At 64.2% G+C, this 16,050-nt stretch carries 12 protein-coding genes and 2 pseudogenes; 11 read left to right on the top strand and 3 right to left on the bottom strand.

All coding sequences use genetic code 11. From position 1 onward, the window contains the following. Positions 1-437: 437 nt before the first annotated feature. The 9 genes from QFZ69_RS19820 (at position 438) to QFZ69_RS19860 (ending at position 8,436) form a co-directional block, all read left to right on the top strand. Entirely contained in the window at positions 438-1,343 is a 906-nt protein-coding gene (locus QFZ69_RS19820) for a TRAP transporter substrate-binding protein (RefSeq protein WP_306913825.1), read from the top strand. A gap of 30 nt (positions 1,344-1,373) precedes the next feature. Continuing rightward, complete coding sequence (locus QFZ69_RS19825; RefSeq protein ID WP_306913827.1) at positions 1,374-1,880, top strand: TRAP transporter small permease; 507 nt, start codon at positions 1,374-1,376, stop codon at positions 1,878-1,880. Beyond that, the gene (locus QFZ69_RS19830) at positions 1,877-3,184 is read left to right on the top strand and encodes a TRAP transporter large permease (RefSeq protein ID WP_307000353.1); all 1,308 of its coding nucleotides are present in this window, start codon (positions 1,877-1,879) and stop codon (positions 3,182-3,184) included. Before QFZ69_RS19825 ends, QFZ69_RS19830 begins: the two co-directional genes overlap by 4 nt. 56 nt (positions 3,185-3,240) lie before the next feature. Then, the gene (gene kduI / locus QFZ69_RS19835; protein WP_306913831.1) at positions 3,241-4,068 is read left to right on the top strand and encodes a 5-dehydro-4-deoxy-D-glucuronate isomerase; all 828 of its coding nucleotides are present in this window, start codon (positions 3,241-3,243) and stop codon (positions 4,066-4,068) included. Between the two features lie 38 nt (positions 4,069-4,106). Continuing rightward, a complete protein-coding gene (locus tag QFZ69_RS19840) occupies positions 4,107-4,886 on the top strand; it encodes an IclR family transcriptional regulator (protein WP_306913833.1) in 780 nt (259 codons plus the stop codon). Between the two features lie 44 nt (positions 4,887-4,930). After that, positions 4,931-5,965 (top strand): zinc-binding dehydrogenase, encoded by a 1,035-nt coding sequence (locus QFZ69_RS19845; RefSeq protein ID WP_306913835.1) that lies wholly within the window; start codon positions 4,931-4,933, stop codon positions 5,963-5,965. Further along, positions 5,962-6,729 carry an SDR family oxidoreductase gene (locus tag QFZ69_RS19850; protein WP_306913837.1) on the top strand — a complete coding sequence of 256 codons (768 nt, stop codon included), beginning with the start codon at positions 5,962-5,964 and terminating at the stop codon, positions 6,727-6,729. Before QFZ69_RS19845 ends, QFZ69_RS19850 begins: the two co-directional genes overlap by 4 nt. Before the next feature lie 70 nt (positions 6,730-6,799). Beyond that, complete coding sequence (locus QFZ69_RS19855; RefSeq protein ID WP_307000355.1) at positions 6,800-7,474, top strand: bifunctional 4-hydroxy-2-oxoglutarate aldolase/2-dehydro-3-deoxy-phosphogluconate aldolase; 675 nt, start codon at positions 6,800-6,802, stop codon at positions 7,472-7,474. After that, positions 7,471-8,436 carry a sugar kinase gene (locus QFZ69_RS19860; RefSeq protein WP_307000358.1) on the top strand — a complete coding sequence of 322 codons (966 nt, stop codon included), beginning with the start codon at positions 7,471-7,473 and terminating at the stop codon, positions 8,434-8,436. The genes QFZ69_RS19855 and QFZ69_RS19860 overlap by 4 nt, the downstream gene beginning before the upstream one ends. Before the next feature lie 129 nt (positions 8,437-8,565). Here the strand turns inward: QFZ69_RS19860 and QFZ69_RS19865 are convergent, their stop codons facing one another. Further along, entirely contained in the window at positions 8,566-9,762 is a 1,197-nt protein-coding gene (locus QFZ69_RS19865; RefSeq protein WP_307000361.1) for an acyl-CoA desaturase, read from the bottom strand. A 13-nt stretch (positions 9,763-9,775) separates the two neighbouring features. Continuing rightward, positions 9,776-10,862, bottom strand: a pseudogene (locus QFZ69_RS19870) (ferredoxin reductase). Between the two features lie 99 nt (positions 10,863-10,961). Between QFZ69_RS19870 and QFZ69_RS19875 the strand changes: the two are divergent. Next, positions 10,962-12,164 carry a CdaR family transcriptional regulator gene (locus tag QFZ69_RS19875; protein ID WP_306913842.1) on the top strand — a complete coding sequence of 401 codons (1,203 nt, stop codon included), beginning with the start codon at positions 10,962-10,964 and terminating at the stop codon, positions 12,162-12,164. A gap of 86 nt (positions 12,165-12,250) precedes the next feature. Here the strand turns inward: QFZ69_RS19875 and QFZ69_RS19880 are convergent, their stop codons facing one another. Then, entirely contained in the window at positions 12,251-13,864 is a 1,614-nt protein-coding gene (locus tag QFZ69_RS19880; protein WP_306913844.1) for a peptide chain release factor 3, read from the bottom strand. Positions 13,865-14,196: 332 nt separating this feature from the next. Here QFZ69_RS19880 and disA point away from each other — a divergent pair. After that, a pseudogene (disA, locus tag QFZ69_RS19885) lies at positions 14,197-15,274 on the top strand (DNA integrity scanning diadenylate cyclase DisA). Positions 15,275-16,050 lie beyond the last annotated feature (776 nt).

Genomic DNA, 16,050 nt, shown 5'->3' on the forward strand with positions numbered 1-16,050 from the left:
AAGATGGAGATACGGCGCAGAACTGATGGCGGCAGCAAGTCACATTACCGGGGTGCGCCCACCTGCATTCCGCTCCTTGAGATGCCATCCTGCCCAGCAGAGCACACTTTTGGCCGTCCCTGCAGGCTAAGCGACTCTGCGGGATAAATCACATTTGTCCTTGACACCCGCGCGAGGAGCAGGCTAGATTTCCAGGAATGGAACTCGGTTCCATTTTCGGTGAAGGTGCATCCCCGATGGAAATCATTTCCATTTCGGCAACGGGACCACTCCGTCCGAGGCGCAAAGAAGCGCCCACATGCGTGGGCTCAACGAAGAGGATTCACATGGGTCGAAACAAAGCAGTTACCGCGCTTGCCATATCTGCATTAGCAGTGCTGGGGCTCACCGCCTGCGCTTCGGGAGGTGGAGGACAGTCAGGGCAGGCCTCCACAAAAGTGCTGAAGGTTGCCTTTAACCAGAACGCGTCCCATCCGCAGGCCGTGGCCATCACGGAGTTGAGCAAGAAACTCAAGGAGGCAACCGACGGCGCGTACGAACTGGAGCTATTCCCGGATGAGCAGCTCGGCTCCCAGGCCGAGACGCTGGAACTTGTGCAGTCCGGCGCGATCGACATGGCCATCGTTGGAGGGCCACTCATGGAAGCCTTCAACCCCGACTTCTCCGTCCTCAACCTTCCTTACCTCTACGATTCGGCCGAGCACCAGATGTCGGTCCTGAATGATGCCGACATCACCGGCGATCTCTATAACTCGCTGTCCACGAAGGAGAACCTCGCAGTTGTCGGCGCCTACCACAGCGGCGTACGCAACGTCTACACCAAGGACGGCCCGGTGAAGTCGCCGGCCGACCTAGCCGGACAAAAGATCCGTGTCATCTCCTCGGACACGAACGTTTCGCTGCTGGGCCTAATGGGAGGCGTGGGTACGCCTATGCCTCAGGGCGAGGTATACACGGCGATCCAGTCCGGAGTCCTCGACGGCGGCGAAAACAACGAGCTGATCTTCGCGGATCTGGCACACTCCGAGATCGCGCCGTACTACTCCTACACCAAGCACCTCATGTTCCCCGATTATCTCGTGGCGAACTCCGCCGTGCTGGCTGCCTTCAACGACGAGCAACGCAAAGGGTTCTCGTCACTGTTCGCCGAGTCGGTAAAGGGTGAACTTGCGTCGTTCAACGAAAAGGTGACCGCGGCGAAGAAGAAAGCCGAAGATGCGGGTGCCAAGTTCAGCGAGGCGGACGTCGAGGCCTTCCGGACCGCTGCCGCTCCCCTGCAGAAACAGAAGGTCAACAACGACGTCACCAAGACAATCTTCGACAAGATAGAAGCCGCCCGCTAAGTCGCGGCGCCACGACGGGAATTCACTGACATGCCCAAGTTCAAACAAGCGGTCGACTCCGTGTTGAGAACAATATGCATCGTGCTGTTCGCGGTGCTTGTGCTCCTCGTGTGTTGGCAGATCCTCACCAGGCTGGTCTTCAACGATCCCAGCGTCTGGTCGGAGGAAGCATCACGGTACACCTTCATCTGGCTCAGCCTCATCGGCATTTCGGTAGCGACAGGCGAACGAGCCGACGTGGCCATCGACCTGCTGGTCCGAAAGATTCCCGTCGTGGCGCAGCGGTGGGTCACCGCCGTCGCCTACCTGTCGTCCATCGCCTTCGCGACGGTATTCATGGTTTACGGCGGTTACCTCAACGCCGTACTTGCCTGGAACCAGTCCAATCCGATCCTGCCGGTCAAGCAGGGCGTTCTTTACCTGGGGGTTCCGGTCGCCGGCATATTGCTGACCTTTTACCTCGGTTACCACTTCTTCCGCATAATCACCGCCGAGGAAAACGTGGCGGCACCCGAGGAAATGCAGGTCGAATTGTGAATGACGCCGTTACCGTTGCCACAATGCTGATTGGCGGGATGGTGCTGCTGCTGGCCATCGGTGCACCCATCAGCATCAGTGTCGCGCTGCCTTCCGCCCTTTCCATGGTGTACGTCCTCGGCTTCGAGGACGGCGCTCTTGCTTCCGCCCAGCGGCTCTTCAATGGCGTGAATTCCTTCGCGCTTCTCGCTATCCCCTTCTTTATCCTCGCCGGTGTGATCATGAACAACGGGGGGATAGCCATCCGGCTGATCAATCTTGCCAAAGTGCTCGTGGGGCGTACCCCCGCACCGCTCATCCAAACGAGTGTGCTCGCCAGCATGCTGTTCGGGGCCGTGAGCGGTTCCGCGGTGGCCACAGCCGCCGCCGTCGGTTCAACCACCGCACCGATCCAAGCCAAGCAAGGCTACAACCCGGCGTTCAGCGCCGCAGCGAATGTCGCCGCGGCGCCAAGTGGCCTGCTGATTCCGCCGAGCAACACGCTCATCATCTATGCACTGGCCAGCGGAGGTACGTCAGTCGGAGCGCTCTTCCTGGCCGGTTACATCCCGGGTATCCTCTGGGGCCTCACCTGCATGGTCGTCGTGTGGCTGTACGCCCGACGGCATCCTGAGCTCAAGGCGGAGAAGTGGACCCCGCCCGGTGAAGCGCTGCGGGTGTTCCTGCAGGCCCTGCCGTCCCTGAGTCTCATCGTCGTCGTCATCGGGGGGATCGTCTCCGGATTCTTCACCCCAACAGAAGGTTCGGCGGTTGCAGTCGTCTACTCGCTGCTGCTCTCGTTCGCGTACCGCACCATCAAGATCAACGACCTGCCCCGCATCCTGCTCGACGCCGCGCGCACGAGTTCCGTTGTCGTGTTCCTCATCGGCGTCTCAACGATTATGTCCTTCGTGATGAGCTTCACCCGTATCCCGAAACTTCTGGCCGAAAGCCTGTTCGGGTGGACCGACAGCAAGGTCGTTGTGCTGCTCATCATGATGATCGTGCTGCTCATCATCGGCATTCCGCTGGACGCCACTCCCGCGATCCTTATCTTTACGCCGATCTTCCTCCCGATCGCCGTGAGCTACGGCGTCGATCCCGTGCACTTCGGCATCATGATGGTGTTCAACCTCTCGATCGCTGTCATTTCTCCACCGTCGGCACCCGTGCTCTTCGTCGGCGCCCAAGTGGCGAACGTGGCGATCGAGCCCGTGATCGTCAAGCTCCTACCGTTCATGGTCGTGCTGATCGGCATGCTGTTCATCATCACGTTCGTGCCAGAGCTCTCGCTGTGGCTACCCCGGATCCTCGGATTCCTATGACCGCCGTACTATACCGATCCCCACCGCAGGACCGATTGAAAATTAAGGACACCGTCATGCAAGTTCGCCACTCAACCAGCCCCGACCAGATCCCCTCGCTCACGAGCGTCGATCTTCGCGACAGGTTCCTCGTCCAGGATCTGTTCGTTGACGGCGAATTGCGGGCGGTCTACTCGCACGGCGACCGCGTCGTCCTGGCCGGGGCCAGCCCGGTGGATGGGCCCCTGTCCCTTCTCTCGTTCCCGGAGCTTCGTACCGACCGGTTTTTCGAACGCCGTGAAGCCGGCATCATCAACGTCGGAGGCCCCGGCACCGTAGCGGTGGACGGCGAGCGCTACTCTCTCGCCCACGGTTCATGCCTTTATATCGGACGCGGTGCCGGCGAGGTTGAGTTCTCCACGGATGGAGACGACCCTGCGCGTTTCTACATTTTTTCGGCACCCGCGCACGCTACCTTGCCCACCACCCTTGTAGAAGCCGGCGCCGGTACCGTGCGTGAGCTCGGGGACCAGTCGACCTCCAACCGGCGGACCCTGAACCAGTACATCCACGAGAAGGGTGTCGCGAGCTGCCAGATCGTCATGGGAGTGACAACCCTGCACACCGGCAGCATGTGGAACACGATGCCGGCGCACACGCACGACCGCCGGATGGAGGCCTACCTCTACTTCGACCTCCCGGAAGATGCCCGGGTGGTTCACCTGATGGGAGAACCGAGCGAGACACGGCACCTGATGGCCGGCAACCTCGACGCCGTCATTTCGCCCAGCTGGTCCATCCATTCCGGGGTCGGAACCGCCAGCTATTCTTTTGTTTGGGCGATGGCCGGCGAAAACCAGTCGTTCGATGACATGGATGGTGTAGCCATAACGGATATGCGGTGACCGGCCAGTGCGCTATTGAAAGGCAGGATAAAGCGGCCATGGCAGGACACAACATCGATCGGGTGCCTCCGGCGTCGCCCAGCACGAGCGAGAAGACCCTCATCGTGCTGGCAGCGGCCCTGGAGCACGCGCGCTTCTCGGAAGTGGTATCGGCTACAGGATTCCCCAAAGCAACAGTGCACCGCATCATATCGACGCTCGTCGAACGTCAGTTCGTTACAGTCGACCCGCACGGAAACTTCCTCCCAGGACCGTCAATTCTCGCTATGGCGGGTAAGGCGCTGGAACGGATCGATATCTCCTCGATAGCGCAGCCATTCGTAGATGCCCTCGTCGAAGCCATTCACTGCACGGTGCACATGGGTGCGATCAGCGGGGACTCGGTGGTCTACATCATGCGCCGGGACTCCGACAAGCCTTACACAATGCCCTCCCGGGTCGGCCACTCGGTTCCGCTCCATACGACGGGGATCGGCAAGGCCATTCTGGCAACCTACGACGATGAGAAGGTCGACCAGATCATGCGGCGTGCCGGGATGCCGCGGCTCACGGACGCGACCATCATTTCCTTGGACGAATTCAAGATGGAACTGCAGGACGTCCGTCGCCGCGGGATCGCGCGCGACCGCGAAGAGAACGTCCCGGGGATTGCCTGCATAGCTGCCCCGGTGCACGACCATACGGGCGTCGTCCGGTACGGGCTGAGCATCTCCACACTCACCATCGAACATTCTGAAGAGCAGATCGAGGCTATGGCCGATGATCTGCTCACCGCGGCAGCGGCCATTTCCAACGCCCTGGGATACCGCACCCACTGACCGCGTTCCACAAACTTCCTCGACCAATGCAAAGGAGCATTTCCATGACCGCTGCCACGTACAACGGATCACGAACATTCAGTACCATTGAGCCGCCCTGCCTCCCCCCACAGCAGGGTGAATTGCAGATCGCCGTTTCCTACACAGGGCTGTGCGGAACCGATCTGCATATCTTCCACGGAGACATGGACGCACGCGTCAGCATGCCGGCGATCATCGGACACGAAATGTCCGGTGTCATCGCCGCGTTGGGTGATGGTGTGACCGGCTGGGCCGTCGGCCAGCCCGTAACCGTCATGCCCACCCTGTCCTGCGGTTCATGCGCAGCATGCAGGCGCGGACATACACACATCTGCCACAAGCTGGACTTCGTCGGCATCGACTCGGACGGCTCGATGCAGAGCAACTGGAACGTGCCGGCCGAAATCGTCGTCGCCCTGCCCGACAGCCTTGCGCTCGACGAAGCGGCACTCATCGAACCGACTGCCGTTGCCGTCCACGACGTGCGCCGCTCCAGGCTGGCCGCCGGCGACTTCGCCGTGGTCATCGGCGGAGGCCCGGTCGGCCAGCTCATCGCGTCCGTCGCACAGCACCGCGGCGCCCGCGTGGTGCTGGTCGAGCTGGACCCGGGCCGACGGGCCATCGCCAAGGAGGCCGGAATCCGCGCCATCGACCCCCGCGAGCAAAACCTGCTGGATCTCGTCACGCGGGAAACCGACGGCGCAGGGGCGGATGTGGCCTTTGAGGTCTCCGGGGCAGCGGCCGGCGTGAACTTGGCCGTTGAAGTCCTCACGACCAGGGGCCGCCTTGTCATGGTCGCGATTCATCCGAAACCCAAGGAGATCGACCTGCACCGGTTCTTCTGGCGGGAGCTGGAAATGTTCGGCGCCCGCCTGTATCAGCGCGAGGACTTCGAAGAGGCGGTGCAGCTTGTGGCCGACGAATTCATTCCAGCCCGACGGCTGATCTCCCGCGTTGTCTCGCTGCACGACGTTGAAGAGGGATTCCATGCCCTCGAGTCCGGCGGGGCCATGAAAGTTCTTGTCGACTGCCGCGCTACTGCAGAGGCTGCCTCATGAGCACGAACGGACTTTTCGACCTCAGTGGACAAACAGCTGTCGTCACCGGGGCGCGTCGGGGCATTGGTCTGGGGATGGCTGTGGCGCTTGCTGAGGCCGGGGCGGACATCATTGGCGTGTCGGCCAATCTCGAGTCCGAGGGGAGTATCGTCGAGAAACGCGTCACGGAACTCGGGCGTCGCTTCACCGGCATCCGGGCCGACTTTGCCCAGCGTGCAGACGTGCGCAGACTTGCAGACGAGCTGGCAGCCTCCGGCCCCATCGACATACTGGTCAACAACGGCGGCACGATTGCCCGGAGGCCCGCGGCGGAGCATCCAGATGACATGTGGGACCAGGTCATCGAAGTGAATTTGTCCAGCCAGTTCGTGCTGAGCAGAGAACTGGGTAAGTCAATGATCGAGCGGGGCAGCGGGAAGATCATTTTCACCGCGTCGCTCCTCAGCTTTCAGGGCGGCATCACCGTACCCGGGTATACCGCATCGAAGGCCGGCATCGCGGGTCTCACCAAGGCCCTCGCCAACGAGTGGGCGCCCCTCGGCGTCAACGTCAACGCGATTGCCCCCGGTTACATCGCCACGGACAACACCCAGGCGCTGCAAGACGATGCCAGCCGCCAGAAGGGCATTCTCGAGCGAATTCCCGCGGCCAGGTGGGGACGCCCGGACGACCTCGCCGGCGCAACGGTATTCCTGGCGTCACGCGCATCGGACTACGTCAGCGGCGTAGTCCTTCCTGTCGATGGAGGATGGCTCGGCCGCTAGCAGGAAACCGCGTCCCGTCACGGGTAAAGCATTTCGCCACAACACCACACCGAACTGTAAGGAACCTCCGTTGTCCCCAACCCAAAGCTCCGCCGTCGCCGTCCGTACCGGGCCGTCACAGATCCTGCTCAATACCCGGATAATCGCAGTGATGCGCGCACCCCATGCCACTTCGTACGCCCCGGTAGTCGAAGCACTGGTCGAGGGCGGTGTCCTCAGCGTCGAACTGACCTTGAGTACTCCAGGCGTGTTCGAGGAACTTCCGCGCCTTCGGGAACGCTTTGGTGAAACTGTCGAATTCGGGGTGGGGACCATCACCACGCCGGCCGAGGCAGTGCGGGCAATCGAAGCCGGGGCAAAATACCTCGTCACTCCGCTGACGGACGCGGACATCGTCGCCGTGGGCGTGGACAGAGGCGTTGCGGTCTACCCTGGCGGTCTTACTCCTACGGAGTTGTTTGCGGGATGGTCCGCCGGAGCAACTGCCGTCAAGGTCTTCCCCGCGTCGGTGGTCGGCCCAGGCTACGTCTCGATGCTCCGCGGTCCGTTTCCCGACATTGAGGTCGTTCCATCCGGAGGGATCGGCATCAGCGATGCCGCGGCCTGGATCCGTGCCGGCGCCCTGGCCGTCAGCCTCGGGGGCCCGCTCCTCGGCGACGCATTCCACGGCGGGGACCGGAAACAACTTACCGAGCGTGCCGTCCGGCTGCGCGGCATCGTCGACGAGGCGCAGGCAGCGAAATGAATGCCGCCACGCCATCGCAACCGTACCTCGTCACTATGGGCGAGACGATGGCACTCCTCACCGCCGAGCATCCGGGACCGCTCGCCCACGTATCCACCATGGGCCTCGGCATCGGGGGATCCGAATCGAACGTGGCCATCGGCGTGCAGCGCCTTGGGGGCAACGCCGTCTGGTGCGGGCGGGTGGGGACAGACGCCCTCGGGCAACTCATCACGCGTGAGATCCGGGCCGAGGGAGTTACCGTCCGGGTAACTGAGGACCCGGCCGCGTCGACGGGGCTTATGTTGAAGGAGCGCCGCACCATGTCGACGCAGAAGGTGAGCTACTACCGCGCCGGCAGCGCAGGCTCGCGAATCACACCTGATGACCTCGATCCGCACCTGATCGCGGGTGCCTCGATCCTGCACGTCAGCGGGATAACGCCTGCGCTGTCCACCTCGGCGGCCGCAACGGTCCGCCGGGCCATGGAGACCGCGCGGGCACACGAGGTGACCGTCTCGTTCGATCTCAACTACCGCGCGAGCCTCTGGACCGCGGCGAGCGCCAGCCGCGCCTATAGCGAACTGATTCCCCTGGCCGACGTCGTGTTCGCCGGCGACGACGAAGCGGCGCTGGCGGTGGGCAGCGCAGGTAGCGCCGATGAAACTGCACAGCGAATGGCCGCGCTCGGCCCTACCCAAGCAGTGATCAAACTGGGCAGCAAGGGCGCGGTCGCCTGTATTGACGGCGAGCTTTTTCACCAGGCCGCCATGCCGATCGTGGCATTGGATACTGTCGGGGCAGGTGACGCGTTCGTAGCCGGTTACCTGACGGAACTCATGGCGGGCAGTTCGGCGGCTCAACGGCTGGAGCTGGCCGCAAAGACCGGAGCGTTTGCCTGTCTCGCCTACGGCGACTGGGAAGGACTCCCCCGCCGCGCGGAGCTTGGCCTCCTGCTGCAGAATGAAGCAGTGACGCGTTGAAATCAACCACCCGTCGGGATCTAATCACTTAGCGACGGCTGCGGACACGCAGAAGAGGGCGCCTGCCATACCGGCAGGCGCCCTCTTCGTCAGTCCTCTACCTTGGCGCCGGGACGATAGCCCGGATCCCTAGGCCTTTTTCGGCGGCAGGGCCAGCTTGAAGACCTTGGCCCAGGTGGAGCCGACCTGCTTCAGCAGCGGCCCGGTGGTGTAGGGCAGCCCGTACCGCTCGCAGATCTCCCGCACCTTCGGTGCGACCTCGCCGTAGCGGTTGGACGGCAGGTCCGGGAAGAGGTGGTGCTCGATCTGGTGCGAGAGGTTACCGCTCATCAGGTGCATGAACTTGGATCCGGAAATGTTGGCCGATCCGATCATCTGCCGGACATACCAGTCGCCGCGGGTCTCGCCTTCGACCATCTCTTCGGTGAAGGTGTCGGTGCCGTCGGGGAAATGCCCGCAGAAGATGATCGCGTGCGCCCAGACGTTCCGGACCGCGTTGGCGGTCAGGGTGCCGTATAGCGCCTGCTTGCCGGAGCCGGTCAGCATGGCGACTGCGGGTGTGGCGGCGTAGTCCTTGGTGAACTGCTTCAGGGCCTTGAGGCCCAGCGCCTTGAGGTCCCGGGTCATGGCCTCCTTGCTCTTCTTGCCCTCCTTGTAGTCAGGCAACTCGAGATCGTAGAGTGCGATCCCCCATTCGAACACCGGTGCCAGGATTGCGTTGTACAGCGGGTTGCCCAGGTTGAAGGGCTTCCATTCCTGGGACGGATCCATGCGCAGCAGGTTGTACCCGATGTCATTGTCCTTGCCCACGACGTTCGTCCAGCGGTGGTGCAGGTCGTTGTGAGTGTGCTGCCAGGAGCGGGTGGGGGTGACGAAGTCCCAATCCCAAGTGGTGGAGTGGATGTCCGGGTCCCGCATCCAGTCCCACTGGCCGTGCAGGATGTTGTGGCCCAGTTCCATGTTTTCCAGGATCTTGGCAAGGCTCAGCATCGCCGTGCCGGCGACCCAGGCGGCTTTGTGCTTGCTCACCAGAAGCGTTGCACGGCCGGTGATCTCAAGCCCTCGCTGGACCTTGATCACCCGGCGGATGTACGCCGCGTCGCTGGCGCCGCGCTTGGCGAGGACCTCGTCGCGGATGGCGTCGAGCTCGCGGCCCAGTTCGGCCACCTGCTCATCGGAGAGGTGCGCCGCTGCGTCCGGACGGACCAGCGGGCTCCCGGTCTCGGCGAGGGCACCGGGCCGCGTCCTCGCGGCTGCAGTCGCCTTGGCGGACTCACCCTTGGCTGCGTCCCCGGAAACGTCCGGCTTGTCGGAAACAATCGTCATGCGGTGGTACTCCTTAGAGGTCGAGGTTTACGGGTCCCGGCGGCAGCCGAAACGCACGTCTGGATTAGTTGGCCGGGTTCGCCGTGGACTTCGCCCGTGCGCAGGTCACGGACCTGGCCGGCCCGGAGGGGGATGAGGCAGCTGTGGCAGATGCCCATCCGGCAGCCGCTGGGCATAAGCAGGCCGGCGTCCTCGCCGACGTCGAGCAGGGGCGTGTCGCCGTCCGCCTCGACCTCGCGGTCGGAGGCCTCGAAGGTGACAATTCCGCCGTCGTGCCCCTCCCCGCCGGCCAGGCTGGTGCTGAAACGCTCGATCGTGAGGGTGGCCGACGGCGCCGCATCCGCTACCGCGGAGGACCCGGCGGTCTCGGCTTCCCAGAGCGCTTCGGCATCGTCGAGGAAGCCTTCGGGGCCGCAGGCGTACGCTGCCCGCTGACGCCAGTCGGGGCAGATCCGCTCAAGCTCGTCGGCCGAGGTGAAGTCCAGCCGGCCGCGTTCCCCGGTGAACCAGTGGGTGACGCGGAAGTTGGGGAACTGGTCCGCGAGTTCGGCAAGTTCCTCGTGGAAAATGGCGTCCGCCGGAGTCCGGGCGGTGTGGATGAGCACGACGTCGGCGTCGGGTCGGTGCGGAACAAGCGTGCGGATCATCGACATGACCGGAGTGATTCCGCTGCCGGCGGTGAGCATGAGCAGCGGACGCGGGTGTTCCGGCAGGACAAAGTCGCCCTGCGGCGATGCCAGGAAGAGCACGTCGCCGGGCTTGGTGCTGCGCACCAGGGTCCCTGAGACGGCGCCCATATCGGTGACTGTGATGGCCGGGTCCTCCCCGGCCGGGGCGCTGAGCGAGTACGACCGCCAGTGGCGGACGCCGTCGAGTTCGACGCCAATGCGGGCCCACTGGCCAGCAAGGTGTGCTTGCCAGCCGCGGCCGGGACGGAAGAAAATGGTGGCGGAATCGGCCGTTTCTGGAACCACCCGGGTGACGACCCCGCGCAACTGGCGGGCAGAGTACACGGGGTTGAAAAGCGCCAGAATGTCTTCTGGAGCTAGCGGGGTGGTCAGTAGAGATGCGGCGCGCGCCAGCTTACGGAGCCGGATCATTCACTAAGCTTATGTCAGTTTGCGTCATAGTTCTTCACCCAAGGCATACGATCGAGTCTAGGAAACTGTCTGTCCGAAACAACTTTACGGATCCGACCCATGAACGCTACACCAACCGGGCACGCCGCGGCCCCAAGTTACGACCCCCCATGGTTGGCGCTGCCGCAGGAAGTCAGCGATATGCTCCGCCCTAGGATGCCGGGCATAGTCGAGGCCATCATCGACGCGGTGCCTCAACTGGTACCCGCCTACGCCCGGCCGATTGAGGGCCGGTTCGGTCGCGGGCTCCGTCGCGGGGTGGCCGCGGCGCTGGACCGCTTCCTGCAGTTGCCCGGGACCAGGCTGCCGGCGCTGTCGGAGGAGAGCCGGCAGCTGGTGGCGGGGCTGGGAAGCGGCGAGTTCCGGCAGGGCCGGAGCATGGACGCGCTGCTGAGCGCGTACCGCATGGGCGCCCGGGTGACGTTCCGGGAGATGTCCCGGGTGTCCGTCGAGCATCACCTGGGGCAGAGCGTCGTGGTGGACCTGGGCGAATCGATTCTTGCCTACATCGACGAGCTGTCCGCGGTCAGTGCCGAGGCGTACGCCTTCGAGCAGTCCGAGCGTGCCGGCGCGGTGGACCGGCGCCGCACCGAACTGCTGGACCTGTTGCTGCTGGGTCAGGCAGATGAGGCAGCCCTCCGCCAAAAGGCAGCCCTGGCGGACTGGTCCCTGCCCCCGCGGATGGTGGTGGTGACGCTGCCGCTGGAGCGGGCAGCCGGGCTGCGTCTGCGGCTCGGGGCTGGAACGCTCGTGATCGAACGGGAGACCGACGTCGTCGCCCTGGTCCCGGTACAGAAGTCCACCACCATGCGGGCGAACCTCGAAAAGGCGCTGCAGGGCCGAAGCGCCGCCGTGGGCCCGGCCGGCGGCTGGGAGAAGGTCCCCGACTCGCTGCGCCTGGCGGTGCTCGCGGCCTCCGTAGTTCCTCCGCGGGACGGTCCGGAGGACCCGCCGATCTGGGCAGACGACCACCTGGCTCAGGTGATCCTCGGCGCGGAGCCCTCTGCCATTGCGGAGCTGGCAAACCGCAGGCTTGCCCCACTCGAGGGACTGCGCCCGGCCCAGCGAGAGCGGCTGGCGGAAACGCTGCTCTCCTGGCTGCGCCACTGGGGCCAGCGCGCCCCGGTTGCGGCGGAACTCGGCATCCATCCGCAGACCGTGGGCTACCGGGCGGCGCAGTTGCGGGAGCTGTTCGGCGACACCCTGGAAGACCCGACCGCACGGTTTGAGCTGGAACTGGCGTTGCACGCCGGACGACGCTAGGCCCCGGGGACCCTGGGACCTGGCGGACGACGCTAGGCCCCCGCCGAGGTCTGCGGCCGGCGGAGGTCAGGGGCCGGCGGCAGCCGCTATTTTGCGGGGTTGTGCGTGCCGATCGGCACCAGGGTCAGGTCCGGATGGTTCTTCTCGATCCGGCGCAGCGCCCAGACATCGTTGAACAGGGCGAGGTACTCGCCGTCGGAGCGCAGCAGCACCTCGGCGCCGGGCACGTTGGCCAGCGCCGGCATGGCGTCCGCCGTCGAGATCCGGGCGATGGAATAGGGCAGCCGCTCCAGCCGCATGGGCGCACTGAAATCATGGGCCATGCGGTCTTCAACCACTTCGAACTGCATGGGTCCCACGGCGGCCAGCACCGGGGCCTGGTCTCCGCGGATGTCGGAACGGAGGACCTGGATGACGCCTTCGTGCTCAAGCTGTTCGATGCCGCGGCGGAACTGCTTGAAGCGGCTGGGGTCCTTGGACCGCGCCACCTGGAAGTGCTCCGGCGCGAACAAGGGGATGGCGGGGAACTCCACGGGCTGCTCCAGGAACAGGCTGTCACCGACCCGCAGCGACGAGGCGTTCACCAGGCCCACGACGTCGCCGGGGAAGGCCTCATCGATGACCTCGCGTTCGCGGCCGAACACCTGCTGGGCATACTTGGTGGCGAAGGACTTCCCGGTCCGCCCCTGGGTCACCACCATGCCGCGTTCGAAGATCCCGGAGCAGATCCGGATGAAGGCGACGTGGTCGCGGTGGGCCTTGTTCATGCCGGCCTGGACCTTGAAGACGAAGCCGGCGAACGGGGCATCGACCGGACGGGCCGCGCCGTCGACGTCGGGACGGGGCGCCGCGGGCGGCGCGAAGTCCACGAGGGCATCGAGGATTTCCTTCACGCCGAAGTTCAGCGCGGCCGAGCTGAACAGGATCGGCGTGGCCTTGCCGGCGTGGAACGCTCCGACGTCGAACTCGAGGTTGGATTCGATGACGAGCCCGGCCTCGTCCACTGCGTTGGACCAGTCGTCGCCCTGGCTGGCAGCTGCCTCTTCCGGGGTGAAGTACTCGGTGAGGGCGATGCTGGCGCCGGCGTTGTTCCGCTGGAACTTGGCGAAGCGGTCGTTGCGGAGGTCCCACACACCCCGGAAGTCACCCGAAATGCCCACGGCCCAGGTCAACGGCATGGGCAGGAGCCCGGTGCGTTCGGTGATCTCGTCCATGAGGGCCAGCGCGTCCAGGCCGGGCCGGTCCCACTTGTTGATCACCGTGATGATGGGGAGGTTGCGCTGCTTGCAGACCTCGAACAGCTTCATGGTCTGGGTTTCCAGGCCCTTGGCGGCGTCCACGAGCATCACGGCGCAGTCCACGGCCGCGAGCACGCGGTAGGTATCCTCGGAGAAGTCCGCGTGGCCGGGAGTGTCCAGCAGGTTGATCACGGTGTCCCGGTACGCGAACTGCAAGGCCGCCGAGCTGATCGAAATGCCGCGGTCCTTTTCCATCTGCATCCAGTCCGAGACCGTTTCCTTGCGGTTGGCCTTGCCGCTGGACGCCCCGGCCGTGCCGATGACTTTGGCGTGCAGTGCGAGCGCCTCGGTCAGCGTGGACTTTCCGGCGTCGGGGTGCGAGATCACCGCGAAAGTCCGACGCCGGGCCGCCTGCTTGTGAATCTCCTGGACTCGGGCGGGGCTAAGGACGTCTTGGGACACGGTGCTACTTTCGCTGCGGTGTTGAGGAGGGGAAGTGCGCGGAGAGCCCGCGGTACACCCACGGCTTCCAGTTTATCGCAGGCCGCCGAGCTGACGTGAAGCGGGTCCGCGGCGGGGCCAAAGTGCGGTCCCGGAAGGCGGGCACCAGGACCCATTCCGGGGCCCGGCGTGCGGGTCTCGAATGGGCCACTTTAAGGCTTGCCTGTGCGGTTGGGCCCCATGTTTACCTCTATCATGATGAGAGCGGGGAACCGAGTACTTTTGATCCTGCCGGGAAACACTGGAAACCGGCTTACCTGCGGGCGGTGGCCTGCACCTTTGAAGGGAAATTGATGGCTCGGAGCCCTGAAGATTCACTCAAGGCGACTCTGGGCAGGGTGGCACCGGGCACGGCCCTCCGCGACGGCTTGGAACGCATCCTCCGTGGACGGACCCGGCGCGCTGATCGTGCTCGGCATCGACCGGACCATCGAGTCCATCTGTTCCGGCGGCTTCGACATCGGCATCGATTTTTCCCCGACGCGGCTCCGGGAACTGGCCAAGATGGACGGCGCCATCATTTGCGACAAGGACGCCAGCAATATCCTGCGCGCGGCCGTGCAGCTGGTGCCGGACTCCAGCATCGAAACCCAGGAATCAGGCACACGTCACCGCACCGCCGAACGCGTGGCCATCCAGACCGGCGTGCCGGTCATCTCGGTGAGCCAGTCCATGCAGATCATCGCGCTCTACGTGAACGGGCTGCGGCACGTGCTGGAAGGTTCGGAGAAGGTCCTGGCCCGCGCCAACCAGGCCCTGGCCACCCTGGAACGGTACCGCTCACGCCTGGACCAGGTAACCAGCTCGCTTTCAGCGCTCGAGATCGAGGCGATGGTGACGGTCCGCGACGTTGCGGTCACCCTGCAGCGCCAGGAAATGGTGCGCCGCATTTCCGAGGAGATCTCGCAGTATGTGCTGGAACTGGGCGAGGACGGGCGCCTGCTTTCGCTGCAGCTGGACGAACTGACGGTGGGCCGAGGTCCCGGTAGCGATGTCATCATCCGCGACTACTCCGGCCCGGACACCTCCCCCGAAGTCATCGACAAGGCCGTCAAGGCCCTGGTCAGCCTCGGCCCCACGGAGCTGATCGACCTGAGCAAGATCGCGGGCATCGTCGGTTTTGCCGGCGGAGAGGCCAACCTCGACGCGGTCGTCCAGCCGCGCGGCTACCGTTTGCTGTCCGGGCTCAAGGCCGTGCCGAAGGCCGTCGCTGACCGCCTGGTGGACCACTTCGGCGGACTGCAGTTCCTGATGGCGGCCACAATCGATGACCTCATGACCGTGGACGGCATTGGCGACCAGCGTGCCCGAACGGTCCGCGAAGGACTGAGCCGCATGGCTGAGGCAAGCCTGCTGGACAGGTTCCTCTAGCCCGCGTTTGTTCGCTCCGCAACTGACCTTTGCGGCACCTGCTCGGCTGCATCGAAACTCCATCTCAGGTTCACCGACCGGTGTCACCATCGGCTGGAAGGTTACGCAATCTTCTTTTGCCAGTGGACCGCATTTTCCGGACTTCTAGGCTTGGTTCGGTTCCACGTCGCAACAGAATGTGGTGTTCCTGCGGCCGAAATTAAAGCGCAAGCCGGGGTCTTGGACGAACACCATAGGCGGGATTCGGCGGCCAGGTCACTCCTATCGACCAGCTTGCTTGCGCCGCCGCTTACAAACCTAGAGCAAAGCGCTTTTCAAGCCCGAGATCATGGCCTGCCTGGCCCGGTCTGCCAGCCGTTGATGCACCAAGCACCGTAGTGCGAAATTCACAGAATTCACAAGATTCATAGACATTCACAGGAGCGTTCACGGAGAACCCTTTCGCCAGACAGCAGGGGCCAATCCACCGGATTTGCTGGGGCGCGGGGGACTGACTCCGCGTCCCGCTCGTTCAGAGGGCCCACTCTCGCCAGCCGGGGAATCTGATGCCTGAAAGCGGCGTAGTTGGCAGCTCTGACGCTCCAGCCCAAATTGTCCAGACCCTGTCTGGACAATTGCCCAAGCACAGACCAAAGCCACTTTATGGTTTCTTGGCCCGAGCTATCCTTAGCCCCGAAAAGAGCTTGCGCTAAACACGGAAACTCTCGAGACTCCATACCAGGCAGCTTTGGACGGGACCGATAATCGAAGTCGAGGTAATCATGGATATGAACCCG

Origin of the sequence: Arthrobacter sp. V1I7 (genome assembly GCF_030817015.1) — a bacterium.
Classification (GTDB): Bacteria; Actinomycetota; Actinomycetes; order Actinomycetales; family Micrococcaceae; genus Arthrobacter.